Genomic DNA, 24184 nt, shown 5'->3' on the forward strand with positions numbered 1-24184 from the left:
TCTTCAGTTCAATACTGCAATCAGGTTTTGAGAAAACCTTATAAACTTGGCTCAGCAATCGCAAACTCGAACCCTAAGGATCGAGGTAACTCTTTGATTTCTCGTGGAGTTGTTGTGATGCTGATAATCTTGTTGACTAACAGTCTTAACTCACAAGCACCCACACGAATTGCTTGATTCAATTGTTAAAGAGCGGTGGGTTGATTCTTTCGTCTCAACCGAGGCGCGCATTCTACGCTAGCCTCACATCCTGTCAAGCGTTTATTTTGAAGTATTTAGTTAATCTCTAACAACTTCAACCGCTTGCGCTTTCGATTGCTCGTCAGCGGGAGGCGAATATTACTAGATTTTGCCGGTGAGTCAACACCTGTTCGCAAAACTTTTCACGACATCGTTCGTTTGACGTCAGGAACCAAGGGGCGCGCATTCAGACCGATTCGGTTCGACCTGGCATACGTGCTGCCGCTTGGGATCGCCCATGGGCAGTTCACGGTGCGAAGCTGGTCCCTTTCGCCAGGGATCGGGTGGGTTCATGGGGTCGGCCAGATAGACCCCGCTCGATGCGCAACCCGTCAGACACATCACTAATGCCAGTATCACCTTCGACATCCAATGCCCTCATCAAAGGGTTTGGAGAATACGAAGCCACATCCGCCAATCAAAGAGGTCGTTTCCCACGCTGTTGTAGGATGCTGCCTTGTGACCTGGGCCGCGCCGCGCCTCCACCGTATCGTACCTGCCTTAAGGGTTGCTTTTGAGGTACTCGAGAAGGTCGGCCATCTTTTGATCGTTGCCGAACCACCACAGGCGCATCTTGGTACCAGGCACCACATCGCTGGGTGCCTCGACGAAGGCGGCGATCTTCTCGGTGGTCCAGACGATGCCCGAGTTCTTCATCTCTGCTGAATAGCTGTAGTCACTGGTGCTTCCCGCCGCACGGCCGATCACGCCATTGAGCTGCGGGCCGAATGCGGCCTGGGCACCGCGGCCTACCTTGTGGCAACCACCGCAATTCTTGTCGAATGTCGCCTGGCCGGCTACGGCGTCTCCCGCGGCCATGGCGTTGGCGTGCACCGCGACCAGTAGCGTGAAAAGCGCGCAGGTTACTGATTTCATGTTTCCTCGGAGTGTTGTTACAGATGCTCATCATAACGGCTGACACAACAAAGAGAGATGCCGGGATAATGCAGAGTGATCACAGCCAATAAAAATGGAAGAGGAGTCACTCATGCGCAGGTCCGGCACAGCCATGGTCATTGCGGGTTTTCTGGCATTCACGACCGTATGGGCGGGCGATAGCGCCCATGCCGAGGAGCCTGCAGTCGAAAGCCTCGTGAAGGCCCGGGCCGCATCGTTGATGGCGCAATACAACATTCCAGGCATGGCGATCGCTATCACTGACGGTCGCCAACAGCTGTTCTTCACCTATGGGCTGGCGTCGCGCGAAACGAAGGCGCCTGTTACCGCAGACACACTGTTCGAGCTTGGCTCGATCAGCAAGACCTTCACCGCCACCCTCGCTACCTATGCGCAAGCCAATAGGCAGCTGTCTCTGAGCGATCATCCCGGCCAGTATCTGCCCACATTGCGCGGCACACCGCTGGACCAGGCGTCACTCGCCGACCTGGGCACCCACAGCGCCGGCGGATTTCCTCTGCAGTTGCCGGACGACATCCAGAACGCTGCACAACTGATGACGTACTTTCGCGACTGGCAGCCCACCTATGCACCGGGCACCCAGCGCAGCTATGCGAACCCCAGCATTGGGTTGCTCGGGATGATCGCGGCCACGAGCATGAAAATGTCGTTCGGCCAGGCCATGCACGACAGGCTGCTCCCAGGCCTGGGCCTTGCCCACACTTACCTGGATGTCCCGACTGCGCAGTTGCCGTTGTATGCGCAGGGCTACGACAAGAACGACAAGCCGGTGCGGCTGAACCCGGCGGTACTGGCCGAGGAAGCCTATGGCTTCAAGTCCAGTGCGCGGGACATGCTTCATTATGTTCAGGCACAGATGGGCGCGGTGGCCTTGCCTGCGAAGCTGCGTGAGGCATTGGATGCCACGCAACGGGGCTACTTCAGGGTAGGTGGCATGACGCAAGCCCTGATCTGGGAGCAATACGCCTATCCCGTAGCGCTCGACACCCTGGCGCAAGGCAACTCCAATGCAGTAGCCCTGACTTCCCAACCCACAAGCCCGCTGCGGCATCTGGACAAGGTATGGGTCAACAAAACCGGGTCGACCAATGGATTTGGCGGGTATGTGGCGTTTGTCCCATCACGGGGGATCGGCGTCGTGGTGCTGGCGAACAAGAACTATCCGAACGAAGCGCGGGTCAGGTTCGCTCATGAGCTTGTCCAGGCACTGGACCAGCGACTGGATAAGTAGGGGGTTCACGCACGTTCTCAAGCCCATGGGTCTGGAGTAGGATCCGACTCCTGACCTTATAGGAGTTTCGTCGATGCGCCGCACTTGCCTGTTTCTCGCTTTCACGCTGGGCCTGGTCAACGTGGCCTGGGCTGCCAAGCCAGCACCGAGCGCCCCGAAAGCGCAGACCGTCAAGACGCTCGACGGCAAGTTCATGTTCACCCTGCCTGCGGGGTACACCGCCAACCCGCTGCCACCTGCCGATCCGAAAAGCGAAGCTGCAGGTGCCAAGGGCATGATGTACATGAATGAAAGCGAAAGACGCGTGGTGGTGACCACTGAACTGCCCATTCCCAAGGGTGGGCATGCCGCCGACAACGATGATGAGTTCCTGACGGGTGCTACTGCAGGCTTCATCAAGCAACAGGCGACTGCGCTGCCTGACTTCAAGAAGACTGCGGAAAAACGTATCACCTTGCGAAAGCTGGGCGTGGAACAAATCGACAGCACCGCGACCATGGGCGGCGGCGCAACCATGACGACCACCTTCGTGGCCGGCTCGGGACCGACCATGTCGGTTGTCCAGGTCATCTCTCGCGCCAGCGACCAGACGGGTCATGCGGCCATGGTCAAGCGTATCGTGACTGGCAAGTAACGGAATCGGCCCACCCTGCCCGGCTGTGGCAGGGGGTTTGCTGTACGCAGGACAAAACAGCGCCCAACAAAAAACCCGCCGAAGCGGGTTTTTTGTCTAGCCATTCCAACATCCTGTCAGCAGCTTCCTTGCAATGGCCGGTCGTCCCTGACCCTGAGTCGCATCCTTCGTCTCAGTTAGTGAGGCTAGATTACTGGGATGACGGTGATCGCAGTAGAGGCGATTGGAGCCACCGCGTGTAAGTGATTCGCTATACCGCTGCTGCGCGTCGTAGCCAGAGGGTAACGGTTGTGCCCTCGCCCAGCCGGCTCTCGATACGTGCGATACCCTCTGCGCTTGACGCGAAACCGTACACCTGCGACAACCCCAACCCGGTGCCCTGCCCGGCAGTCTTGGTGGTATAGAACGGTTCGAAGACCTGTACCAATACGTCTTCCGGGATGCCCGGCCCATCGTCGGCAACGCTCAGGCAAAGGTAGGTACCGTCGGCCAGTTGCGCGTCGCCGCAGACGACACGTTCACAGGTGGCCACGCGGATCTGCCCGGCACCGCGCAGCGCATCGCGCGCATTGACCAGCAGGTTGAGCAACGCAGCATCCAATTGATGGGCGTCGCACATCACCGCCTGCGCTGGCGCTTGCAGATCCAGCTGCACCTTCGTCGCCGTACCGAGCGCGCGACCGAACAGGTCACTGTTGTGCTCGATCCGCTCGTCGAGTACGACCGCCTGCACGCTGGGTTCTTCGCGGCGGGCAAAGGCGAGCAGGTGATGAATCAATTGCGCGCCCTGCCGTACCGCCTGCAGGCCGATTTCGGTGAGGCGTTCGACTTCCAGGGGCTTGCGTGCCTTGAGGCGAGTCATCTGCAAGCTGGCACTGACGGCCTGCAACAGGTTGTTGAAATCGTGGGCGATACCCGCGGTCAGTTGGCCCAGCGAGGAAACCCGTTGGGCGTGGCGCAGGGTCTGCAGGGTTTGCTGGTGCTCGCCCAGCACGTTGTCGAGCTGCCGGGACAAGGCAAGGGTCTGTTGCTCGCGCTCGGCGTTGAGCAGGCGCAACTCCAATTGCGCAGCCGTTTGCCGTGCCAGAGCCTGCAGAGCGCTGCACTGCGCCGCATCCAGCGTGCGCGGCACGGTGTCGATGACGCATACCGTGCCCAGTGCCAAGCCCTGGCGCGAGATGATCGGCGCGCCCGCATAAAAGCGAATATAGGGAGGGCCCAACACGAGCGGACTGCCCTTGAAGCGCAGGTCAAGATGAGTGTCCTGGACGATCATCACGGTATCGGGCGCGAGGATGGCATGGGCGCAGAACGCCAGGTCGCGATGGGTCTCGGAAACGTCGAGCCCGACACACGCCTTGAACCATTGACGCTCGCGGTCCACCAGAGAAACCAGGCCGATGGGTGTCCCGCAGAGCTGAGTTGCCAACTGGACGATATCGTCAAAACCCGGCTCCGGGACACTGTCGAGCACACCCAGATGTTCGAGCGCAGCCAGGCGTTCGGACTCGTCGATAGGCGATGGGGCCGGGCTGTGGGACATGCAAAGGGCCAGGTTGAGGAATTGATTGGCGATAATGCGCGCGGCGAGCCAAGGCGGCAAGCATGTGCAAGCATATTGCGCATGAACGAAAAAGGGCGACCCTTCCGGATCGCCCTTCTGCACCGCCCAGCAGAGCGGATTTTGTTTGGTAGGCGCGATTGGACTCGAACCAACGACCCCCACCATGTCAAGGTGGTGCTCTAACCAACTGAGCTACGTGCCTGCTGTGGCGCGCAATTTTACGGATTGAGGCGCCACTGTCAACGGCAATTTGCCGCCAATCGTAAAAAAATCACTCACTTGCAACGGACGCACTCGATGCGCAGGTCAATGCAGACAGCATTGCTTGAATTTCTTACCGCTGCCGCAGGGGCAGGGATCGTTGCGGCCCGTCTTGGTTTCGCCGGTGATGGGCGTCTTGCCCGGACGACGCTCGAACCAGTACTGGTGCAGACGAATGGCGGCCATCTGGATCATCTCCATGGCCTCCTCGGCGTCCAGTTGCTCGCCTGATGCGTCATGTTTCAAGAGGTCGACACCTTGGGTGTGCAGCGTGATCAACGCCAGCAGGTCCTGTTCCTGATCAGGCATGTCGAGCCAGCTGCCACCCACCACGACCCCACGCTCATAGCCATAGCACCAGTCCTCGACACTGACGACGTCTTCGTCGTCGAACAGATTGAAGATTGGCGCGAAGTTTTCGAAGTCTTCCTCCAGCAACATGGCCAACTGATTCATGTGCTGGATGAGGAGGTCGAAGAATTTCTCGAACTGCTTGTCGTCCTTGAAGACCGGCAAGTGATCAGGCCCACCCCACAGCGCTGCGTACCAGTCGTCGAAAGCGATTGCCTGAGGGCACGAAACGATGGCTGTGAAAAAGCCATCGAGCTCGGAGATGCTGCCGACCGATTTCTCGCTGGCGTATTGCCCCAGTACGTCTTCCACGTAATCCAGTTGTGCGTCGGTCAGCGCGTCATTGCTGATGTTGTAGGCCATGGTCTGCTCGGTCGGGTCATCAAAAAGAATGCCCGCATTGTAGCCGCCAGCGTGGACGATGTCCCCGGATCTGCTGCTGATCAGTTGTCCGACGGGCTCAGGTAACGCCTGATGTCTTGCTCTTGGCCGCTACCAACCAAGATCCACAGCAGAATCCTGCATTTGCGCGGGCAGAGAAAGCCGCCCATCACGGCGCCTTTCGCCTGCAGATCCACCTCGCCGCCTACAAAACCGTAACTGCAGCTGGCCGTTGGCCCACTGCCCGTGCGAGTGGCCACTATGACTGGCATATGCTGGGCAATGACGTGCAGGCTGGCGGCCCAGCACTGCGATACATGCCCGGCGCCGAAACCGGCAATGACCACGCCCCGATACCCGGCGTCGACGACCCTGTCGAGCAGCAGGGTGTCTGCATCCAGTGTGGCTTCGAGTAGCAACACGGTGTGATCGATTCGGGTGGGATACGGCAGGCAGCAGCGCGCTGCAGGCGCGGCGGCGTAGTGCACCCGACCTTCGATCATCAGGCCAATCGGCCCGTAGGGTGCCGAGGCGAAGGCATCCATGGCCAATGCCGCGACCTTGCGCACCCGGGACGCCGCGTGCACCTGATCGTTGATCACTACCAACACGCCACGCCTGCGACTATGTTCGGCCAGCGCCACCTGACTTGCAGCCAGCAGGTTAGCCGGGCCATCGGCACCGCAATGCGATGCCGCACGCATGGCGCCTGTCAGCACCAGAGGCTCATCGAGATCCCACAGCAGGTCGAGGAAAAAGGCGGCTTCTTCCAGGGTATCGGTGCCTTGGCTCAAGACCACCCCGACGGCTCCAGCCGCGATGCAGCTACGGGCCCACTCCAGGGCCTCGAGCAAGGCCTGGAAACTCAAGGAGGCGCTGGGCAGCAGATTCAGTGTGTGCACCTGAACCTCGGCCAGCGACGTCAACTCGGGCAGCAGGTCCACCATGCCCTGCCCGCTCAAACTGGGTTGAACACCTGCCCCAGTGGCCTGGGTCTGCATGCTGATGGTGCCGCCCAGGGCACCTACGGATAGTCTGGGTAGAGCCATGGGCGGTACTCCGTCAGAGGTTTGGGCTGCCGATGATCAGACCGATCAGCGGAAGGATGAGCACGGTGCTGATTGCCATGGACAGCACGTTGCCGATGTAGCCATGCATGTAGGACGGCAGCCGCTGGCTGATGGCGACGGCCAGGGGCGGCGCCAGCAGTGCGCCCAATGCGGCACTGAGGATGATCACCGGCAGGCTGCCACCATGGACCAGAATCGCGGCGGGGGCTACCGAGACGACGGGAATGTAGGTCGGATACCAGCCGCGAGCAATCCATTGACGGCGCCAGATCAGCACACCCAGCGCCGAGGCCAGGGTTTGCGCCGCCAACAGCTGCAACAGCCAACCGGAACCGTAGAACGGACTGGCCGGATTGAGCATCAGCGCCAGCAGCGCCCCCAGCACCAACCCCAGGCTGGCCCATTCGTTGCCGAAGAACGGGGCCTCGGAGAAATCCGCAAGGATACGGCGCAAGGTCCAGCGCAGGCCGTAGTTGGCCGGAGAAGCAACCACCGGTGGCGCTTGCGCAGGCGTCGCGTCGGGCCTGACCAGAACCGGGAAGCGCTTGCACAGCAGGAAGCCGATTACGCTGCCCACTGCCATGCCGGTAACATTGCCGATCACCACTGGCAATGCCAGCGGGGTACACACGTACTTGACGATCAGCAGGCAGGCCGGGGTGATCAGCACGGCGCCCATCACGGCCCCGGTAAGCGCCACGCGCCAGCCACGCCCAAACAGCAGCACCGTGGCAGCCGGCATGGACACGAACGCGACGAAAGTCGGCTGCCAGGTATCGGCCGAAAGTGTCCATCCCCAGAGCAGATTGCCCAGACCCAGGCCGAGCAGAGAGCTGGTCACCACCCATGGCCAGAGCCCGGTGCCGTAGCAGATCGCGAAGCCTTGCCAGCGCTTGCCGGTGTGATTGGCCCACCAGCCCAGTCCGGCACCTGCCAGCAGGCCGATGGAGGCAAACTCATGCTTGTAGAACGCGACTTCGCTGATATCACCCACTACCCAGCGCCACCAGGCTGCTGGGTGGTGCAAGTTAGCCATCATGTCGCCATAGCTGGGCCACAGTGCGTCGATGGCCAGCAGCTTGCCGCTGATGACGGTCAGGGTAATGGCCAGCGACAGCATCAACAGGCCAGTTAAAGTCCCGCTGGATGCGCGGGTTGGTGTGTCTTCCAGAGAGGATTGCATGGCCAGCCCTCCTCAGCGCGGCAGCGCGGCGTGACGGTCATAGCCCAGCATCGAGCCATAGAGGTCGACCCGACGGTCGCGCGGCAGATCGTTGAGGCTGTTCCAGATCGGCGCGCTGCGTGCGGACACGAGGTCGACGTCGGCATAGAGGATGGTTTCCTCTTCGGCTCCGGCCACCTCGCTGAGCGGCCAACCGTTGGTACCGGCGATCAATGAGCAGCCCAGGAAGCGATCGCCGCGATCGGTACCGATGCGATTGGCTGCAGCGATGAACGTGTTGTTGACGTGCGCTGCAGTGATGGTCAGGTAAGACGCCATGCATTTGCCGGTTTCGTCGAACAGCGGCGGCGGCGTCCAGACCCAGTTGTTCAGGCTGCAGATGATGTCGGCACCCTGCAGGCTCAGCAGGCGTGGCACTTCCGGAAACCAGACGTCCCAGCAGATCATCAGCCCGATGCGCCCGATGGGCGTTTCGAACACCGGAAAACCAAGGTCGCCGGGACTGAACCAGAGCTTTTCGAGATTCCACAGATGAGCCTTGCGGTACTTGCCTATGAAGCCGTCGGGCCCCACCAGCATTGCGCAGTCGTAAAGCTGGTGCCCGTCGCGCTCCGCCAGGCCGGCGGCGAGATAGACCTTATGTTCGCGGGCGAACTCGATCCAGGCCTGCGCGCTGGGGCCCTCGGGCACGGCCTCGGCCAACGCGAACGCTTCTTCGCGGTTGCGGTAGGCGTAGCCGGTGTTGGCCAGCTCCGGCAGCACGATCAGTTGGGCGCCTCCCGCGACCGCGCGCTGGGCCAGGTGAAGGCTATGGGAGAGGTTGAACGAGCGATGCTCGAGACCGCATTGTGGATCGAACTGAACGACAGCGACCCGCACGGGGCTGATAGCGGAAACAGAGGACATGGAGGCACCTTCTTGTTGTTTTTGGATTGCCTCCGCATAGAAACGCATTCGTTAAGATCATAGAACCGGACGCTTCCCAAGCATCTGTAGGATTAATCCGGCAGGTAGGACAAGAGGGTACAAAGTCGTTCAGGACTCGGTGCCATACCGAGGGTAATGAGACAGGTCGAACCCGCCGTTGAACACTGCGCCCTGGTTGGCGCAGAGGTTGATCACCGCGTCCACGGCGCCGCGCATGGCCGGTTCGGTCCAGCCGGCGTCGACGGAAAACGATTCACCTGCGAGGTACAGCCCGGATAGGCGGCTGTAATCGCGGTTGTAGCTCATGAGCCCGACCGCATCCTGATACGCGCCTGCCCGGTAAAGCTTGGCGCAGCCCAGCGCATTACGGTCCGTGACCCAGCGCTGCACGCGTGCGTTGGCCGTGTCGATGAATGGGGAAATGCGCGTGCCGACGTTGCTGCAGCGCATCAAGATGCGGTCCAGCTCGCGCACACAGTTGTCGACCAGCTCGGCGTCGCTGAACGCCGCCAGCTTGGTCGCATCGTCCTCCCAGGTGTAGCTGAGCAGGATACAGTCATAGGCATAGTTGTCGTTGTAGCGGTAGGCATAGACGTCGTGCACGAAACTGTCGGTGACGAGTATCTGCGGTATGTCACGCCTGGCCGAGAGAAAGGTTTTCTTCAGCGGCGCGTAGACTTTGCAGCTGGTTTCCCAGTGCGCGGTCTTGTAGGCATCGATGGTGGCCTGAGGCAGCATGGCCGAGGTGAAACCAGCCACCTGGATTCGCGTTTCGAGGATCCAGGAGGGCACCGTGACGATCACCGAGTCGAAGCTCTGTTTCACCTGCCAGCTGGCCAGCGCGTCGCTTTGGTGCCAGCGGTAACCCACTTCTATGCTGCCGTCGGCCAGTCGCGTAAGGCTGTTCACCGGGCTGTCGGTGATCAGGCCAGCAGGCTGCTCGCGCAATCGTTCGTAAGGCGAGCGAGCCCCCTCCCCCAGCGGCATGAACATCAGACACTCATCCAATGCAGCCAGACCCAGGTAGCGAGGTGTGGCGAACGCCACACCTTTGGAGTCAGTCACGGCGTGCTCGGTGAGGAACGGGGCAGGTAGCGGCATACCCTGGCCATCGACACGGCCGTGTACCAATTGCAAATGGCTGCTGAAGCCGAATATCGCGGTGCGCAGTGGATAAAGACTGCACACGTCGTAGAAAGCGCCCCAACTGCCATCGCCTATGCCGATGGCGTAGAAGATCGACGATTCGGCGGCCGACATACCCAGACCACCGAAGTCGCCCGGCCGGCTGGGATCCCAAGTGGGTATGCAAGGAGCGCGAACCAGCTCGCGGAACGCTACATGTTGGTAGCGCGTGACAATCGCAGACCACAAGGCGGGCCACTGTTGACTGCCGAACACGGCGGCGACCTGCATCGCCATTCGCTCGGCGAACAGCTTCCATTTCTGGTAGACGGCTTGCAGCACGGCGGTAGGTGGCGGTGTGCTGCCGTCGGGATTGTTCCAGATCAGCAGTTGGGGTTCGGTTCCCCCTGCCAGGCGACCTTCGCGCAGATAGATGCCGGTGGAGTGTACGAAGGGCGTGCCGGGATTCGGGAAGTCTGAGGTCTTGAGATCGTACAGGCCTGCGTAGTAGGCCATCAATGAGCGGCCGTCTACAGGCGCCTCGCCGGTGCGATTGAAAAAGGGCATGCGCATGGCGCCCATTTCGAAAGGCGTCGAGGGCGTGGATTGAGGGCTGTCGACCTGCACGGTGAGGTGACGTCCGCCGAGGCGGCGCGACTGCTCGATCAAGGTGATGCGTTCGAAGCCACAGCGCAGCAGTTCGCGAGCTGCCACCAACCCTGCGACGCCCGCGCCAATGATGCAGATGCGGTGTTGTGCGTTACCTGCGTGAGCAATGCCCCCGGTTTGTTCGAGCAGGCGGCGGTAGTCGAAGCATAGATCCGGAGGGTTGGGAAAGCGGGCGGCCCACGGCAGGCTGGCGGGGTTTTGCACGGCGGCTGCGATGTCGGCGGGATGGTTGTGGGATGAGCCGATGGTCATGAATGACAGTCCTTGTCGGTCGGATTGAGGAGGCGTCAGTGTGCGAAGCCGTGGTGCGTCCAGGCAGAGGGATTGGGGGGCTGCGGTGTAGGAAGGATTTGGGGCGTATGTGGGAAGCAGGTGCGGTGGTTCAGGGAAGTTGCGGTGTGGCCGGACGCGGCTCGCGCCGCTGCTACAGGGGGCCGGGTGTGTCGCCGCGTCGGGTGTTAGACGGGACGGGGGTTTGTAACGACGTTCTGGAGGGGCTGGCCTTGGTGCAGCCGGTTGATGTTGGCGGCTATGAAGGCGTAGCGGCGTTCGAACAGGCCCTGGGTCCAGCCGGAGGCGTGGGGCGTGCAGTAGGCATTGGACAGGTCTTCGAAGCGGTGGTGAGCGGGTGCGACCGGGTCGGTGTCGCCGCTGGGGTAGTGGTACCAGACATCCAGGTAGGCCTTGGCGATGAGGTGGTCGCGCAGGGCGTGGTACAACGCATCCTCATCGACCACGGCGGCGCGGGCAATGTTGATCAATACGGCATCATGGCGCATCGCGGCAAACTGCGCAGCGCCGAATGAACCGCGGGTGCGCTCGTTCAACGGGCAGGTGAGGATGACGAAATCGGCACGCGAGAGCGCCTGGTCGAGTTCGCCGGGTGTGTACGCCTCATCCATAGGGCCGTCGACCCGTCCGCCTTCGGCGCGAGCGGAAATGGCGATGATGCGCAGGCCGAAAGCCTGGGCACGGGTGGCAACAGCCTGGCCGATTCGGCCAAAGCCGACGATGACGACCGTCTTGCCGAACAGCTCGCCGCGCGGCTGACGCTTCAGGTAGGCACCCGTCCAGTGTTCGGTACTGAAGCGCGCACGAAGAACCGCCAGCTCGATCTGGTGTTCGAGCATGCAGGCCAGGGCGTATTCAGCCATGGGGATTTCATGTTCGAACACATTGCAGACAGTGGCACCGAGCGGCAGCGCTGCGAAGTCGATGCCATCCAGGCCGGCGCCGGGTACCTGCAACAGACGGAACGCCGGCGCGGGGCCAGTACGCTGGAAACGCATCGAGACCAGCACGTCGGCGCCTTCGATCTGCGCGTCCCAGGCAGCCGATTCATGGGCCTCACGGGGCAGCGCAACGAACTGCGCCGGGCAGTCCAAGCCTGCGGCAAGCATCTCGCGGTGTGTCGCGGCCTCTCCCACCATCACGATTTTCATGTGTCGCCCTCTTGTGTTGAAACGCTGCCCGCAATGGTAGCGCAAACATCGGTAGTCGGCGGACAGTAGAATATCGGCTCGGTCATGGCAATAGAGCGTGCGCATTGGGCACCGGGCAACCGTCCCGAACGGTACCTGACACCGCTTGAAATCAATTTGCAATGAACAGCCTGCAGTGCGTTCCGGTCCAGTGAAGAGACCCGTCTGGAGTGTGCATGCATGGCAACACCTACCACCGCGCCCCGTCGTCGGCGCTGGCTTCCCTTTCTGCTGCTGGCTCTGGCGATAGGTATCGGCTTGCCGTATGGCTGCTCGCAACTGGCCTATAAGGAGCGGCAATTGCTGTTCAACATCGAACCAGGCACGGCGAGCTGGTACTCGGGACTGCCTTCCGGGGTGACCGAGCTGCAGATTCCGGTCGAGAAAGCCTTGAGCAGCACCCAGTACCTGCACGCCTGGTGGTGGCCGGCGCCGCGCGCCGATGCGCCGGCGGTGCTGTATCTGCATGGCACCCGCTGGAACCTGACGGCACAAGTGCGGCGCATCAGTCAGCTGCGCGAGCTGGGCTTCTCGGTGCTGGCCATCGACTACCGCGGTTTCGGCGAAAGCCCCGGCGAGTTGCCGTCGGAGCGCACCGTGTACCAGGACGCCCAGGCTGCCTGGGCACGGCTGGTGCAGTTTCAGCCCAACGCCGAGCGCCGATTCATCTATGGTCATTCGCTGGGCGGTGCGATCGCCGTGGATCTGGCCGAGCATCTGGCCGAGGGTGACGAGCCCAAGGCGGCCGGGCTGATCGTGGAGTCCACCTTTACCGATCTGGCCGCTGCCGCAGCGGCCGTGGCCAATACGTCGCTGCCCGTGCGCTGGATCATGTCGGAGAAATTCGACTCCATCGACAAGATCGGCGACATCGGGATACCGGTGCTTATCGTTCATGGCCTGGACGACCGCTATGTACCGCCGCGTTTCAGCCAGGAACTGTTCGATGCCGCTGCCCAGCCCAAACGCTTGCTGCTGGTACCAGGTGGCACGCACAACAACAGCATGACGTTGGGTAGCCAGGCCTATGCCGAGGCGCTGCGCGAGGTGTTCGGTCTGTAGTGGAGGCAAAGCGTGGGGTGACGCAACTTATTCAGCGCCCTGAAGGTCTGTGCTGTGGCAGCCGTGCACCGGGCACGCGCGCCAGCGCATTCGCAGGAACCTCCATGGAAAAGCACGAACCCAGCCTTGATGCCTCTGAAGAAGACGGCAAGACCCCTGGCCTGTCGGCCGACGAAAAAGCCGAGGTCCATGAGAATCAACCGCCCCGTGCGGCGGTGCTGCATGAAACCATTCGTATACAAGGCGACCACGAACTCGAACGTACGGTAGCCGCCCTGTGGTGGTCGGCCCTGGCCGCCGGACTGACCATGGGCCTGTCGCTGATGGCCATGGGGCTGTTCAATTCGCGCCTGCCCGATGGCGAAACCAGCAAGGTCATTGCCAGCCTGGGCTACTCGGCCGGTTTTCTTGCAGTGATCCTGGCGCGCCAGCAACTGTTCACCGAAAACACCCTGACGGCCGTATTGCCGATCATGAGCAAGCCGAGCCTGAGCAATTTCGGCCGGCTGTTCAAACTATGGGGCGTGGTCCTGGCGGGTAACCTGGCGGGGACCTTGCTGGTGTCCTACGTCATGCTTCATTTGCCGATCTTCGATGCCAAGACCGATGTCGCCTTTCTCGACATCGGCCGCAAGGTGATGGAAAACGACCTGTCGCAGATGTTTTCCAAAGGCATCATTTCGGGCTGGATGATCGCCACCATGGTCTGGATGATTCCTTCGCAGGAAAGCGCCAAGATGTGGATCATCATCCTGGTCACCTACCTGATGGCATTGGGCGATTTCACCCACATCGTCGTGGGTTCGGCAGAGGTTTCCTACCTGGTATGGGCCGGCGAGCTGGACTGGAAAGCCTTCTGGCTCGACTTTGCCGCACCGACGCTGGCCGGCAACATCATTGGCGGCAGCTTCATTTTCGCCTTGATCAGCCATGCCCAGATCAGAAGCGAAAGTGGCCTGCCGCCCAAGGACGATGGGCAGGGCAAGGCGCGCAAGGAACCCAACGCCGACGCCTGAGCCGGGGCTGCATCAGGGCGTAGCCAAGGGGGCCGGTGAGTCGACCTGCTCCCACCAGTGCACACCGGCCTGGGGATTGCGCATGTCGACCCGCTCCCCCATGCGCGGCGTGCTCAACGGCACGCTCTTGGCCTGCGCAAGTGCGCTGATGCGATCGAAAGGTTCGTGCCAATCGTGTATGGAAAGGTCGAAGGTCCCATTGTGGATCGGCAGCAGCGTCTTGCCGCGCAGGTCCAGGTGCGCCTGCAGGGATTCTTCGGGCTGCATGTGCACGTTCGGCCAGGCGACGTTGTAGGCACCGGTTTCCATCAGGGTAAGGTCGAAGGGCCCGAACCGTTCGCCGATCTGCTTGAAGCCCGGGAAGTAACCGGTATCGCCGCTGAAGAACAGCCGGAAGTCCTTGTCGATGATCACCCACGATGCCCATAGCGTGCTGTTGCTGTCGAACAGGCTGCGCCCGGAGAAATGCTGCGATGGGGTCGCCACCAGACGCAACCCGCCCACTTCGGTTTCCTGCCACCAGTCCAGCTGACGCACCTTGCTGGCGGGCACGCCCCAGTCGACCAGGCGGTCGCCCACGCCCAGGGTGGTCAGGAAGTATTCGGTCTTGTCTGCCAGCGCCTTGATCGCCTGCTCGTCCAGATGGTCGTAGTGGTCGTGGGAGAGGATGACGGCCTTGATCGGCGGCAGGTCGGCGATGCTGATCGGTGGCTGATGGAAGCGCAATGGGCCTGCCCACTGCACAGGCGAGGCGCGCTCGGAAAAGACCGGGTCGGTCACCAGGAACTGGCCATTCATCTTCAGCAGCACGGTCGAGTGCCCCAACCGCCACAGGCTGTGGTCCGGCGCCGCCAGCAGTTGCTGGCGAGACAGGCGTTCGACCGGCAATGCCGCCTGCGGGCGGGTGCCTGGCGGCTTGCTCAACAGCAGGTACTTGATGCCGATGCGCAGCTTCTTCATGAAGCCGTCCTTGGGCAGGACCACCTGATTGCGGTACTGGCCGTCCTCGCGCAACGAGCCTGGCAGTTCTTCGGCATTAGGTGAGAACGACGTCATAAGCGCAAGCACTCCGAAAAGCAGTGGAATATTCATGCAGCCCTCTGGCTGGAAGATGCGTGCTACAGCATACGCTTTCGGCCTGGCGTGAAAAGCCCGTGGTCGGCCCGGAGCGCCGAGAAGGTGCCTGCATCGGCGCTTGGTCGCCCGGCGGGAACCATGTCGCCGCCGCAGCCGTCCGAATGGGATCAGGAAACGTCTGTTCGCAAGGACCGCTGCTCATGAATGCTGTTGATGCCGCCAACCCCTCCCGCTACTTACGCCATGCACGGCTTCTGGTGCTGGCGTTCGTGCTGCCCATCCTTGCCAGTGTGTTGATTGCCGGCAGTGCCGTGCTCGGCGTTCCCGCCGCGACGGATCATGCCAGCGATCCTTCGGCAGAGACGGTCGCCGCGAACAGCTTGAGCGGCGAACGCGATATGGGGGATAACAGTGGCCGGCCGCTGATTTCCCTCGAAGAAGCCGGCTCGGGACTGCCCGTGCAGACGCCGCCACCGGGCAGCGAGCCGCTCTGGGCGATGTCGCCGGCGACGATTGCCACACTGTTGCTCGTCGTGCTGATCGCCTCCGGCGGGCTGCTGCTCAGGACCTTGCGCAGCTTGCGTGACATCGACCGGGATCATGCGCGGTTGCAGGACAGGCATCGAGCCCTGCAATCGAGCGAAGAGCGCCTGTATGACCTGACCCGTGCCAGTTCCGACTGGATATGGGAAACCGACGAGTTCCTGCGGGTCAGTTATCTGTCATCGGAATTCACCGCTTCCACCGGTTTGGCAGGTGATGCCTGGCTGGGCCAGCCCATTGAACTGCTGCTGCAGTGCGAAACCCTCCCTCCGGGCCAATGGCTGCAACAGTTGGGAAGCACCGCCGCAGCAGCAGGGACTGGTCAGTTGCGCTGCAGCTACCGCGACAGCGCGGGACAGACCCGCCAGAGTCGCATTGCAGCACGACCCATCGTGCATGAATCACGTGTGGTCGGTTACCGCGGTACGGTGGTCGACGTCACCGACCATGTCAGCGCCCAGACCCAGCTGGCCCACCGCTCCACCCACGATGCCGTGACGGGCCTGGGTGATGAGCATGCCCTGACGCGGTTCCTCGACCAGACCCTGGCCGATCGCCTGCGTCCGCTGCCATTGACCGTGCTGCTGCTGGACCTGGAAGGGTTTGACGCAGCGCAGCAAAGCCTGGACAAGCCCGCACGCGAATGTGTTCTGCGCACAGTCGCCAGTCGCCTGCGCGACAGCACGCGCAGCAATGATCTGGTGACACGCCTGCACGCCGGGCAGTTCATGCTCGTGCTGGCCAGCATCGACGAGATGATCGAGATCGAGCATTTCTGTCAGCGCCTGATCGACAACATCCAGCGCCCGATCGCGCATGGCATCAGACAGCTGCAGGTGGGTGTGAATATCGGCGTGGTTCACGACCGGCCCGCACGTGGCGATGCCAGCGAGTGGAAGCGCTGCGCGGACGTCGCCCTGCGTCAGGCCAAGGCTCAAGGCGCCGGCAGCTGGCAGCATTTTGCCCCGGCGCTGGACCGACAGAACCAGCTCAGGCAACTGGAAACCGATCTGGCATCAGCCATACGCCATGAACAATTGCTGCTGCAGTTTCAGCCCAGGTATGGCGCCGAGGCCGACCGAGTGGTCGCGGTCGAGGCACTGCTGCGCTGGCAGCACCCGGTCGAAGGTTTGCTCACCTCGGACGTTTTCCTGCCTTTGGCCGAGCGCAGCGACTTGATCGTAGCGATCGGCCGCTGGATGTTGGGCGAGGCCTGCAAGGCAGCGCGCCATTGGCCACAGTCGATTGCCGTGTCGCTGAGCCTGGCACCGGCGCAATTCAGCCGCGGCGATGTTTCTCGCGATGTTCGGGACGCGCTGGCAGAAGCCCGCTTGCCTGCCAGCCGTCTGCAGGTGCAGGTTGCCGAGCAGGTCATGCTGGGCTGTGCCGACGGTGCCGTAGGTGCACTGACCGCACTGAAGGAACTGGGTACCGGGCTGATTCTCGATGAGTTCGGCAGTGGCTACTGCTCCCTGGGATACCTGCGTCTGTATCCCTTCGATGGGTTGAAGATCGAACGACGTTTCGTGGCCGGCATGAGCGACAACCCGAATGACCGCGCCATGGTGCGCGGCATGATCGACCTGGGCAAGGCCATGGGTGTTCGTGTGATCGGCGCCGGTGTCGATACCGCGCAACGGCTACTCTGCCTGCAGCAAGAAGGATGCGCAGAGGTACAGGGTGATCATTTGAGCACCGTTCTGGATCACCTGGCGCTGGAGCCATTGCTCAAGCAGCAGAGCGCCTCGCGCAGGGTTCGTGAGGTACCGCAGGCACGTGATTACAGCTGATATAAGCCGTGCGGACTCAAGATTTTTTTACAGGCTCGAGCGGCATCGCTAGAATCGGTGCACCGTCCGGACACGACCAGCCAATGGTTCCGGCATGCGCAACCACAGTGGACACTCCATGGGCACGACTGCAGCAGCCGACATAGCCACCCTCGCGCGTATCGACGCGGTCCCGGCAATCCTGCAGGTCATCTGCGAAACCACCGGGATGCGTTTTGCAGCGGTAGCCAGAGTTACCGAAGATTCGTGGACCACGTGCGCGGTGCTCGACAGCATCGGCTTTGGCCTGGGGGTCGGCGACGAACTGGACGTGACCACTACCCTGTGTCACGAGATACGCGTCAGTCAGCAGACCGTCATCATCGACAAGGTCAGCGAAGACGAGGTGTACTGCAACCATCACGCTCCGCGCATCTACAAGTTCGAAAGCTATATATCGACGCCTATATTCCGCGCCGATGGCAGCTTTTTCGGCACCATCTGTGCGCTCGATCCACGGCCTACCTGCCTCAAAGGCAGCACCATCGAACCCATGATGGAATCGTTCTCGCGATTGCTGTCGCTGCAGATGGAGAATGAAGAACAGCACCAGCGCACGGCTACCGCGTTACTGGAAGAGCGTGAAATGGCCGATCTGCGTGATCAGTTCATTGCGGTGCTCGGCCATGACTTGCGCAATCCGCTGTTTGCCATCAACGCCGGCTCGGAGCTGTTGCAGCGACGCGTCACCGATGAGCGCAGCCTGGGTATCGTCAAGCATATCCAGACCAGTGCACGTCGCGCCTCGCAGCTGATCGAAGATGTGCTGGATTTTGCCCGTGGACGACTCGGTGCTGGCATCGTGGTGGACCTGCAGCCCGACGCCGACCTGACGCGGAGCCTGGAGCACGTGGTCTCCGAGCTGCAGCGCATTCACCCCGACCGGGTCATCACGATGGATGTCGATGATCTGCAAGGCGTGCTGTGCGACAAGGAGCGTATTGGCCAACTGCTTTCCAACCTGGTGTCCAACGCGATCATCCACGGTGCTCCGGACAGCGAGGTGCGCGTGTGCGGCCGACTGTCCAATCAGGCATTCACCTTGTCGGTGCATAATCAGGGGCCGGCGATCGCTGAAAACGTGCGCTCGCAGTTGTTCAAACCCTTTGCCCGGCCCAGTGTGCGCAGCCCGCGCGGGGGCCTTGGACTGGGTTTGTACATTGCCTATCAGATCGCCCTGGCCCACGCCGGTCGACTGGAAGTCGCGTCGAGCGATGAAAACGGTACGCAGTTCAGCTTCCACCTGCCCGTGAACACCGACCGCGACTGAGGCCTGGGCCTGCTACGCGGAAAGTGGCCGGCACGACGGCTGGCGATGGTAGCATCGCCCTACCTCCACACCCTGCCTGGCACCCACATGGCGAGACCTGACCCCGGGATCCCCCCCACTCATGGCCAACGCAGCGCGCGACAGCTGAAGCTGCTCACGGGCGGCAGCGAGCCCGACCCACGCTTCACGTTGGCCAACGAACGCACGTTTCTGGCCTGGATTCGTACAGCCCTGGCCTTGATGGCTGGCGGCATCGCTGTCGAAGCATTCACTGCAGACGTGTTCGCACCCGAGTTTCGCAAGAGCCTGGCGGTCATCCTGCTGCTGCTGGGCATGCTGCTCAGTGCCAGTGCGAGCCTGCGCTGGCTGAACGTGGAGCGGGCGATGCGTCACAAGCAGCCCTTGCCCATTCCGTTGCTGGTGCCGCTGCTGTCCATCGGCGGTGCGTTGGTCACGGCAGCGCTGATAGCCTTCGTCGTATTGCGATGAGCCTGCTGCAAGCGGGACATCAGGACGAAGGCCTGCAGCCTGAACGGACGTTGCTGGCGTGGGGACGGACCCTGTTGGCGATGCTGGTGGCGAGTCTGTTCTTTCTGCGCTGGATGCCCTACCACGGGCGCTTCGCCGGTGGCCTGATCGCATTCACTTTGCTGGGAGCGCTGCTGATCTGGCTGAGCCAACGGCGTCGATACCGCTGCAGGGTGGAAGGGATCAGCCGCGCGCGCTTCCCGGCCGACGTGACGGGCGTGCTTGGCCTGGGCAGCATGGTCACCCTGATCGGCGGCGCGGCGATCTGGATCACCTTGATGACCTGAAGCCTCAGGCGTATTCGTTGCGCTCGGCCTTGAGCAATGCCCACGCCAGCCCGGCGACCCACACCAGTGAAGCGAAGTAGTTGACTCGCTGGAACAGGCCGAAGCCACGGCCAACGTCCATCGCTGCTGCCATCCACGGAAGGCAGCCCAGCGCAAACAGGCTACAGATCAGGGATAACCAGACCAAGCCCTTGCGGCCCTCGCGGCGTGCCACGACAATCCACAGCGCACTGGCGAGCAACAGGCTTGCCGACATGATCACGCTGGCGATGGTATGCAGGTTCTGCTGTGTCGAGGGGTATTGCAGGGAACAGCCGGCGTCGCAGGTGAAATACCCAGCGGCCAGGCTCGCCACACCGTGCACGATGATCAGCGAGGCGCTCAGCCGCGCAAGGCGCAGATGAGCATGGCCCGCGTACAGGCCAATACCGAACGCTATCGACAACAGGCCCAGCGGGTAAGGACCGAGCCAGGCCCAGAGGGCGTGGGTGGGTGCATCGATGGCGCCCAACAGACCCATCGCCTGATCGATGTGGCTGTACCCAGCGTACAAGCTGCCGGTCACGATGAGGCTGGCGGCCAGCCATAGCGGGCTGATCAGGCCAGCCAGATAGAGTAATTTGCGAATCGGCTGCTGCACAGCGCATCTCCGTCATAAAAAGAGGCCCGGACCTTACTACAGCGCCGGTGCGGTCACGAAGCAATTTCTCCCGCCATTGGGCAAACCTGGCGCTTTGGCAATAACAGGACACATTTACGTGGAATTCATCGAACTACCGACCTGTGCGCGACCGCTGCTGGACAAGTTCTACAAGTCGCAGAACAGTCGGATGCGCAGCGTGGGCAACGCCCGCTGGTGGGTAGCAAGGAGCGACGGAATCGTTGCAGGTTCGAACTTCCTGCCGGTGGCCGGGGGGCACTGGTTAACCGGCCTGCACGTGGCTGTCGATCAGCGCAACAAGGGCTTGGGCCGACGCTTGCTCAGCACCGCCCAGGCTACGCTGGGCGGGTCGGTATGGTTGTTTTGCGAACCGCCGTTGCGTGGTTTCTACCTGAGCGCCGGCTTCGAGGATGCAACCACTCTGCCTGCCGAGCTGACCCAGCGCCTGCAGCGCTACCAAGCCAGCAAGAACTTGCTGGCCCTGGTGCGTCCGACTGCCGCTTGATCTGCATAGCCTCGGCTCAAGGCTGCGGGCGCGCTGCAACCGATGACGGCGTGGCAGGACTTGCACGCAGGTCCTTTTCGCCCGTGGGCACGGTCCCGGTCTGGTCCACAGCGGGGGTGGTATCTTCAGGGTCTTTGGCACCCTTGTCCTTGCCCTCGGCCGACATGTGCTCGATCACCGCATTCATCTCGGCACCGAGCAACAGCACCGCAGAAGAGATGTAGAAATACAACAGCAACACGATGATCGCGCCAATGCTGCCGTACATGGCGTTGTAGTCGGCGAACGTCTTCACGTAGTAGGCAAAGCCCAGCGACGCGACGATCCACACCACCACGGCGAGCATCGAGCCAGGCGTGATGAAGCGGAATTCCTGCTTCACGTCAGGCATGACGTAGTAGATCACCGCAACGGCGATCATCAGCAGGATGACGATCAGTGGCCAGCGCAGGATGGTCCACAGCGTGACGATGAAATCTTCCATGCCGATCTGCCCGGCCAGCCACTGCATGACCTGGGGACCGGTGACCATCAAGGCCGCTACGCACAACAGCATGCCGGCAAGGCCGATGGTGTACAGAATCGACAGGGGAATGCGCTTCCAGGCCGGACGCTCTTCGACTACATCATAGGCAGCGTTCATTGCGCTCATGGTCAGTCGCACGCCTGCCGAGGCAGTCCACAGCGCAACCACGATACCGATGGAGAGCAAACCACCTTTGGACTGCTGCAACTGGTCGATCACCGGATTGACTTGTTCCAACGCCTGTGGCGGCAGCACCAACTCGGATTGCAGACGCATCCACGAGAAGAAATCCGGCAGATGCAGGAAGCCGATCAAGGCAATCAGGAAAAGCAGAAAAGGGAATAGCGAGAACAACATCTGGTAGGCCAATGCCGAAGCATAAGTAGGCATTTCGTCGTCGACGAATTCCTTGACCGTGCGAACCATGACCTTCATGAAAGGCAGGTTGTTCATGTGGGGAAATAGCATAGCGTCTCCTTGCGCCACTCGACTTTCGAATACCCTGCCTGAGTGGATGCGCAGCTCAACTGAGTCAGGCAGCCGCGGCAGGCTTGTAGCGGCACGCTTTCTACCGTAAAGCTGCAGGAAAAACGACAATCAGAGTATGTACGTCCGTGTCCGCCCAATAGCACAACGGCCATCGTTTGATGACCGTTGGCGAACTTCACTCAGGCAGGAAACACGCTGCCTCAGTGTTTATTTACAGCGTCTTTCACAGTGTTCTTGACTTCGCCTTCTACTTGCTGGGCTTCGCCTTTCTTCTCTTGCACTGCACCTTCAACCTGCAGTTTGTCGCTACCGGTGACTTTGCCCACGCCTTGCTTGAGGTTGCCGACTGCTTCGTTGGCCATGCCTTTGATCTTGTCTGAAGTGCCGCTCATGGTGTGTCTCCTGGTCATATAGGAATGTCTTGTCTCGACACAGGAATTGACCGACGCCGGACGGCCAGAGTTTCAAATTATTTTGCGTGGCAAAAGGTGCCGTGGTGGTGCGGCAGGCACATGGGTTTTGCCAGCGCTTTATGTTCGACCGATTTGCCCGCAGAATGCCGGTCGGATTCGGCCAGTGCGCCGAAGCGTCATACCTGTAGGAATTTTCATGAAACTCGACAAACCCCAAGCCATCGCCCGTCGCAACAAGGAACTGGGTGGCGCGGTGCTCGGCGTCAACAACTGCCATTTCACCGTGCTGGACGCCAAACGCAACATCTGGTGGTTCGACATCCCTGTGGCACGCCTGCAGATCGGCCAGTACGAATGGATTCACCTGCTGCTGCATACCCCTTCCAGTGATCAGCTACTGCACCTGAAAGTGACCACGGCGTTTTTACGTGAACACATGGAAGGGCTGGTGGTGCGCAACGCCGGCAAACGCAAGTCGACGGTCAGCCTCGAGCTGAGCGCCGACAAGGATTCGTTCCTCAAGGATGTGCGCCCCACCGGCAGCGGCGTCGGCTTCGCGCCGTTCCTGCAGGCCTGAAAGCGGCCTGCGTGACGGGCTTCAGACCAGTTCGATGCGGTCGGCGTGGATGACGATCTGGCCGTCCTTGTACAGGGCGCCGATGGCTTTCTTGAAGTTGCCCTTGCTGACACCGAACAGGTCGCTGATCACCTGCGGATCGCTCTTGTCGCTGACCGCCAGGGTGCCCTGGTTGGCGCGCAGCTTGTCGAGGATCTGGGCATTGAGGCTGGTGGTGAGCTGCGCGCCGATGGGCTGCAGGCTCAGGGCAATCTTGCCGTCGCTGCGCAGCTCCTTGATGTAGCCCTTCTCCTGCTTGCCGGAGCGCAGGAACTTGAACACTTCGTTCTTGTGGATCAAGCCCCAATGGGCGTTGTTGATGATGGCCTTGAAGCCCATGTCGGTTTCTTCGGCCACCAGCAGATCGACTTCCTGGCCTACCTGATAGGCCGGCGGCAGCTTGTCGAGGTAGCGATCCAGGCGGGCGGTGGCCGTAATGCGGCGCGTACGCTTGTCCAGGTACACGTGTACCACGCAGTACTCGCCCGCTTTCATCTGGCGTTTTTCTTCGGAGAACGGCAGCAGCAGGTCCTTGGGCAGCCCCCAGTCGAGGAAGACGCCGATGCTGTTGATCTCGACGACCTTGAGGCTGGCGAACTCACCCACCTGAACCTTGGGCTTTTCAGTGGTGGCCAGCAGTTTGTCTTCGCTGTCCAGATACACGAAGACGTTCAGCCAGTCTTCGTCTTCGCTGGGCGTATCTTTAGGGATGTAGCGATTGGGCAGCAGGATCTCGCCGTCTGCGCCGCCATCCAGATACAGCCCGAAGTCCGTATGTTTTACCACTTGCAATGCGTTGTAGCGCCCGACTAAAGCCATTTCGAATTTTCCTCGTCACCTGGCTCGGCATTCTACCCGAGAACCCTTCGGTTCGCTGCGCAAGGCGCCTTGCGCGACAGGTATTGGTACGCCTGAACCTTGCTGGGCAAAACCTTGATCACAGGGAATCCCACTGCCACCGCTGGTCCATATAGCCCAGCCGGGAGGGGATAAATCATGTACAATGCCTGGCCATATTAATTTTTGACAGGTTAATGGCAGCCATGCGCGTTAAAGCATCCAACAGCAAAGTCAAACCCGCTCCAGCCGTAGAAACCAGCGAGTCGATCAACGAACAGATTGCTGCGTTTCTCAAATCCGGTGGCGAGATCCAGCAGATTGCCAAGGGCGTGAGCGGCCAGACCTTCACCCCGTCCAAGCACATCAGCCTGGGCAAGAAGTAAGTTTGCGGCCCGGCCGTGGCGCCGGGCAAAACTTCAGCGTCATGTAACTCCTCGCATCACCCTCATCCCCCTGAATCGACGAATGGCAGCGTGACGCCGCCCAT

At 61.3% G+C, this 24184-nt stretch carries 24 protein-coding genes and 1 tRNA gene; 11 read left to right on the plus strand and 14 right to left on the minus strand.

Annotated elements, in window-relative coordinates; translation table 11 throughout:
• Positions 1-741: 741 nt before the first annotated feature.
• Positions 742-1116 (minus strand): c-type cytochrome, encoded by a 375-nt coding sequence (locus IFT75_RS09340; protein WP_185795116.1) that lies wholly within the window; start codon positions 1114-1116, stop codon positions 742-744.
• A 133-nt stretch (positions 1117-1249) separates the two neighbouring features.
• Here IFT75_RS09340 and ampC point away from each other — a divergent pair, with 133 nt between their 5' ends.
• A complete protein-coding gene (gene ampC / locus IFT75_RS09345) occupies positions 1250-2389 on the plus strand; it encodes a class C beta-lactamase (protein WP_446731068.1) in 1140 nt (379 codons plus the stop codon).
• Between the two features lie 73 nt (positions 2390-2462).
• Positions 2463-3023 (plus strand): hypothetical protein, encoded by a 561-nt coding sequence (locus IFT75_RS09350; protein WP_122474916.1) that lies wholly within the window; start codon positions 2463-2465, stop codon positions 3021-3023.
• A gap of 250 nt (positions 3024-3273) precedes the next feature.
• On the opposite strand, the gene IFT75_RS09355 is transcribed toward IFT75_RS09350, so the two are convergent.
• The 8 genes from IFT75_RS09355 to IFT75_RS09390 all read right to left on the minus strand — a co-directional run bounded on the left by IFT75_RS09355 (position 3274) and on the right by IFT75_RS09390 (position 11996).
• A complete protein-coding gene (locus tag IFT75_RS09355) occupies positions 3274-4566 on the minus strand; it encodes a sensor histidine kinase (protein WP_192054524.1) in 1293 nt (430 codons plus the stop codon).
• Positions 4567-4712: 146 nt separating this feature from the next.
• Positions 4713-4789: transfer RNA gene (locus IFT75_RS09360), tRNA-Val, on the minus strand.
• A gap of 104 nt (positions 4790-4893) precedes the next feature.
• Entirely contained in the window at positions 4894-5562 is a 669-nt protein-coding gene (locus IFT75_RS09365; RefSeq protein ID WP_185795112.1) for a UPF0149 family protein, read from the minus strand.
• Between the two features lie 80 nt (positions 5563-5642).
• Positions 5643-6629, minus strand: coding sequence for an asparaginase (locus IFT75_RS09370; RefSeq protein ID WP_192054526.1), 987 nt, complete (start codon positions 6627-6629; stop codon positions 5643-5645).
• A gap of 13 nt (positions 6630-6642) precedes the next feature.
• Positions 6643-7833 carry a hypothetical protein gene (locus IFT75_RS09375; RefSeq protein ID WP_192054528.1) on the minus strand — a complete coding sequence of 397 codons (1191 nt, stop codon included), beginning with the start codon at positions 7831-7833 and terminating at the stop codon, positions 6643-6645.
• Positions 7834-7845: 12 nt separating this feature from the next.
• Positions 7846-8739: a nitrilase family protein gene (locus tag IFT75_RS09380; protein ID WP_192054530.1), complete on the minus strand. Its 894-nt coding sequence runs from the start codon at positions 8737-8739 to the stop codon at positions 7846-7848.
• 129 nt (positions 8740-8868) lie between these two features.
• A complete protein-coding gene (locus IFT75_RS09385) occupies positions 8869-10806 on the minus strand; it encodes a flavin monoamine oxidase family protein (RefSeq protein ID WP_192054532.1) in 1938 nt (645 codons plus the stop codon).
• A 206-nt stretch (positions 10807-11012) separates the two neighbouring features.
• Complete coding sequence (locus IFT75_RS09390; RefSeq protein WP_192054534.1) at positions 11013-11996, minus strand: 2-hydroxyacid dehydrogenase; 984 nt, start codon at positions 11994-11996, stop codon at positions 11013-11015.
• Between the two features lie 219 nt (positions 11997-12215).
• On the opposite strand from IFT75_RS09390, the gene IFT75_RS09395 reads away from it, so the two are divergent.
• Entirely contained in the window at positions 12216-13097 is an 882-nt protein-coding gene (locus IFT75_RS09395) for an alpha/beta hydrolase (RefSeq protein ID WP_192054536.1), read from the plus strand.
• A 104-nt stretch (positions 13098-13201) separates the two neighbouring features.
• Positions 13202-14113, plus strand: coding sequence for a formate/nitrite transporter family protein (locus IFT75_RS09400; RefSeq protein ID WP_192054538.1), 912 nt, complete (start codon positions 13202-13204; stop codon positions 14111-14113).
• A gap of 12 nt (positions 14114-14125) precedes the next feature.
• On the opposite strand, the gene IFT75_RS09405 is transcribed toward IFT75_RS09400, so the two are convergent.
• Positions 14126-15169: an MBL fold metallo-hydrolase gene (locus IFT75_RS09405; protein WP_244652737.1), complete on the minus strand. Its 1044-nt coding sequence runs from the start codon at positions 15167-15169 to the stop codon at positions 14126-14128.
• Positions 15170-15390: 221 nt separating this feature from the next.
• On the opposite strand from IFT75_RS09405, the gene IFT75_RS09410 reads away from it, so the two are divergent.
• The 4 genes from IFT75_RS09410 (at position 15391) to IFT75_RS09425 (ending at position 19647) form a co-directional block, all read left to right on the plus strand.
• Positions 15391-17523 (plus strand): putative bifunctional diguanylate cyclase/phosphodiesterase, encoded by a 2133-nt coding sequence (locus IFT75_RS09410; RefSeq protein WP_192054542.1) that lies wholly within the window; start codon positions 15391-15393, stop codon positions 17521-17523.
• A gap of 118 nt (positions 17524-17641) precedes the next feature.
• Positions 17642-18832 (plus strand): sensor histidine kinase, encoded by a 1191-nt coding sequence (locus IFT75_RS09415; RefSeq protein WP_192054919.1) that lies wholly within the window; start codon positions 17642-17644, stop codon positions 18830-18832.
• 87 nt (positions 18833-18919) lie between these two features.
• Complete coding sequence (locus IFT75_RS09420; protein WP_122474951.1) at positions 18920-19321, plus strand: YidH family protein; 402 nt, start codon at positions 18920-18922, stop codon at positions 19319-19321.
• On the plus strand, positions 19318-19647 hold the full coding sequence (locus IFT75_RS09425; protein WP_192054544.1) for a DUF202 domain-containing protein: 330 nt from the start codon (positions 19318-19320) through the stop codon (positions 19645-19647). The genes IFT75_RS09420 and IFT75_RS09425 overlap by 4 nt, the downstream gene beginning before the upstream one ends.
• 4 nt (positions 19648-19651) lie before the next feature.
• On the opposite strand, the gene IFT75_RS09430 is transcribed toward IFT75_RS09425, so the two are convergent.
• Positions 19652-20287 carry a DUF998 domain-containing protein gene (locus IFT75_RS09430; RefSeq protein WP_192054546.1) on the minus strand — a complete coding sequence of 212 codons (636 nt, stop codon included), beginning with the start codon at positions 20285-20287 and terminating at the stop codon, positions 19652-19654.
• 118 nt (positions 20288-20405) lie between these two features.
• Between IFT75_RS09430 and IFT75_RS09435 the strand changes: the two genes are divergently transcribed.
• On the plus strand, positions 20406-20813 hold the full coding sequence (locus tag IFT75_RS09435) for a GNAT family N-acetyltransferase (RefSeq protein WP_342214375.1): 408 nt from the start codon (positions 20406-20408) through the stop codon (positions 20811-20813).
• 16 nt (positions 20814-20829) lie between these two features.
• Here the strand turns inward: IFT75_RS09435 and IFT75_RS09440 are convergent, their stop codons facing one another.
• Positions 20830-21807: a YihY/virulence factor BrkB family protein gene (locus IFT75_RS09440; protein ID WP_185795101.1), complete on the minus strand. Its 978-nt coding sequence runs from the start codon at positions 21805-21807 to the stop codon at positions 20830-20832.
• 221 nt (positions 21808-22028) lie between these two features.
• Complete coding sequence (locus tag IFT75_RS09445; RefSeq protein ID WP_192054548.1) at positions 22029-22220, minus strand: CsbD family protein; 192 nt, start codon at positions 22218-22220, stop codon at positions 22029-22031.
• A gap of 217 nt (positions 22221-22437) precedes the next feature.
• Between IFT75_RS09445 and IFT75_RS09450 the strand changes: the two genes are divergently transcribed.
• Positions 22438-22818: a hypothetical protein gene (locus IFT75_RS09450; protein ID WP_122474961.1), complete on the plus strand. Its 381-nt coding sequence runs from the start codon at positions 22438-22440 to the stop codon at positions 22816-22818.
• A 21-nt stretch (positions 22819-22839) separates the two neighbouring features.
• On the opposite strand, the gene IFT75_RS09455 is transcribed toward IFT75_RS09450, so the two are convergent.
• The gene (locus IFT75_RS09455; RefSeq protein ID WP_192054550.1) at positions 22840-23676 is read right to left on the minus strand and encodes a CvfB family protein; all 837 of its coding nucleotides are present in this window, start codon (positions 23674-23676) and stop codon (positions 22840-22842) included.
• A gap of 215 nt (positions 23677-23891) precedes the next feature.
• On the opposite strand from IFT75_RS09455, the gene IFT75_RS09460 reads away from it, so the two are divergent.
• Complete coding sequence (locus tag IFT75_RS09460; protein ID WP_177327984.1) at positions 23892-24080, plus strand: hypothetical protein; 189 nt, start codon at positions 23892-23894, stop codon at positions 24078-24080.
• Positions 24081-24184 lie beyond the last annotated feature (104 nt).

It is taken from the genome of Pseudomonas sp. CFBP 8758, from assembly GCF_014841725.1.
Taxonomy (GTDB): Bacteria; Pseudomonadota; Gammaproteobacteria; order Pseudomonadales; family Pseudomonadaceae; genus Aquipseudomonas; species Aquipseudomonas baltica.

Excerpts from the sequence above, each read along its gene's own strand:
- IFT75_RS09340 (WP_185795116.1), bottom strand. The coding sequence starts at position 1,116 with ATGAAATCAGTAACCTGCGCGCTTTTCACGCTACTGGTCGCGGTGCAC.
- ampC (WP_446731068.1), top strand. The coding sequence starts at position 1,250 with ATGGTCATTGCGGGTTTTCTGGCATTCACGACCGTATGGGCGGGCGAT.
- IFT75_RS09350 (WP_122474916.1), top strand. The coding sequence starts at position 2,463 with ATGCGCCGCACTTGCCTGTTTCTCGCTTTCACGCTGGGCCTGGTCAAC.
- IFT75_RS09355 (WP_192054524.1), bottom strand. The coding sequence starts at position 4,566 with ATGTCCCACAGCCCGGCCCCATCGCCTATCGACGAGTCCGAACGCCTG.
- IFT75_RS09365 (WP_185795112.1), bottom strand. The coding sequence starts at position 5,562 with ATGGCCTACAACATCAGCAATGACGCGCTGACCGACGCACAACTGGAT.
- IFT75_RS09370 (WP_192054526.1), bottom strand. The coding sequence starts at position 6,629 with ATGGCTCTACCCAGACTATCCGTAGGTGCCCTGGGCGGCACCATCAGC.
- IFT75_RS09375 (WP_192054528.1), bottom strand. The coding sequence starts at position 7,833 with ATGCAATCCTCTCTGGAAGACACACCAACCCGCGCATCCAGCGGGACT.
- IFT75_RS09380 (WP_192054530.1), bottom strand. The coding sequence starts at position 8,739 with ATGTCCTCTGTTTCCGCTATCAGCCCCGTGCGGGTCGCTGTCGTTCAG.
- IFT75_RS09385 (WP_192054532.1), bottom strand. The coding sequence starts at position 10,806 with ATGACCATCGGCTCATCCCACAACCATCCCGCCGACATCGCAGCCGCC.
- IFT75_RS09390 (WP_192054534.1), bottom strand. The coding sequence starts at position 11,996 with ATGAAAATCGTGATGGTGGGAGAGGCCGCGACACACCGCGAGATGCTT.
- IFT75_RS09395 (WP_192054536.1), top strand. The coding sequence starts at position 12,216 with ATGGCAACACCTACCACCGCGCCCCGTCGTCGGCGCTGGCTTCCCTTT.
- IFT75_RS09400 (WP_192054538.1), top strand. The coding sequence starts at position 13,202 with ATGGAAAAGCACGAACCCAGCCTTGATGCCTCTGAAGAAGACGGCAAG.
- IFT75_RS09405 (WP_244652737.1), bottom strand. The coding sequence starts at position 15,169 with ATGACGTCGTTCTCACCTAATGCCGAAGAACTGCCAGGCTCGTTGCGC.
- IFT75_RS09410 (WP_192054542.1), top strand. The coding sequence starts at position 15,391 with ATGAATGCTGTTGATGCCGCCAACCCCTCCCGCTACTTACGCCATGCA.
- IFT75_RS09415 (WP_192054919.1), top strand. The coding sequence starts at position 17,642 with ATGGGCACGACTGCAGCAGCCGACATAGCCACCCTCGCGCGTATCGAC.
- IFT75_RS09420 (WP_122474951.1), top strand. The coding sequence starts at position 18,920 with ATGGCGAGACCTGACCCCGGGATCCCCCCCACTCATGGCCAACGCAGC.
- IFT75_RS09425 (WP_192054544.1), top strand. The coding sequence starts at position 19,318 with ATGAGCCTGCTGCAAGCGGGACATCAGGACGAAGGCCTGCAGCCTGAA.
- IFT75_RS09440 (WP_185795101.1), bottom strand. The coding sequence starts at position 21,807 with ATGCTATTTCCCCACATGAACAACCTGCCTTTCATGAAGGTCATGGTT.
- IFT75_RS09445 (WP_192054548.1), bottom strand. The coding sequence starts at position 22,220 with ATGAGCGGCACTTCAGACAAGATCAAAGGCATGGCCAACGAAGCAGTC.
- IFT75_RS09450 (WP_122474961.1), top strand. The coding sequence starts at position 22,438 with ATGAAACTCGACAAACCCCAAGCCATCGCCCGTCGCAACAAGGAACTG.
- IFT75_RS09455 (WP_192054550.1), bottom strand. The coding sequence starts at position 23,676 with ATGGCTTTAGTCGGGCGCTACAACGCATTGCAAGTGGTAAAACATACG.
- IFT75_RS09460 (WP_177327984.1), top strand. The coding sequence starts at position 23,892 with ATGGCAGCCATGCGCGTTAAAGCATCCAACAGCAAAGTCAAACCCGCT.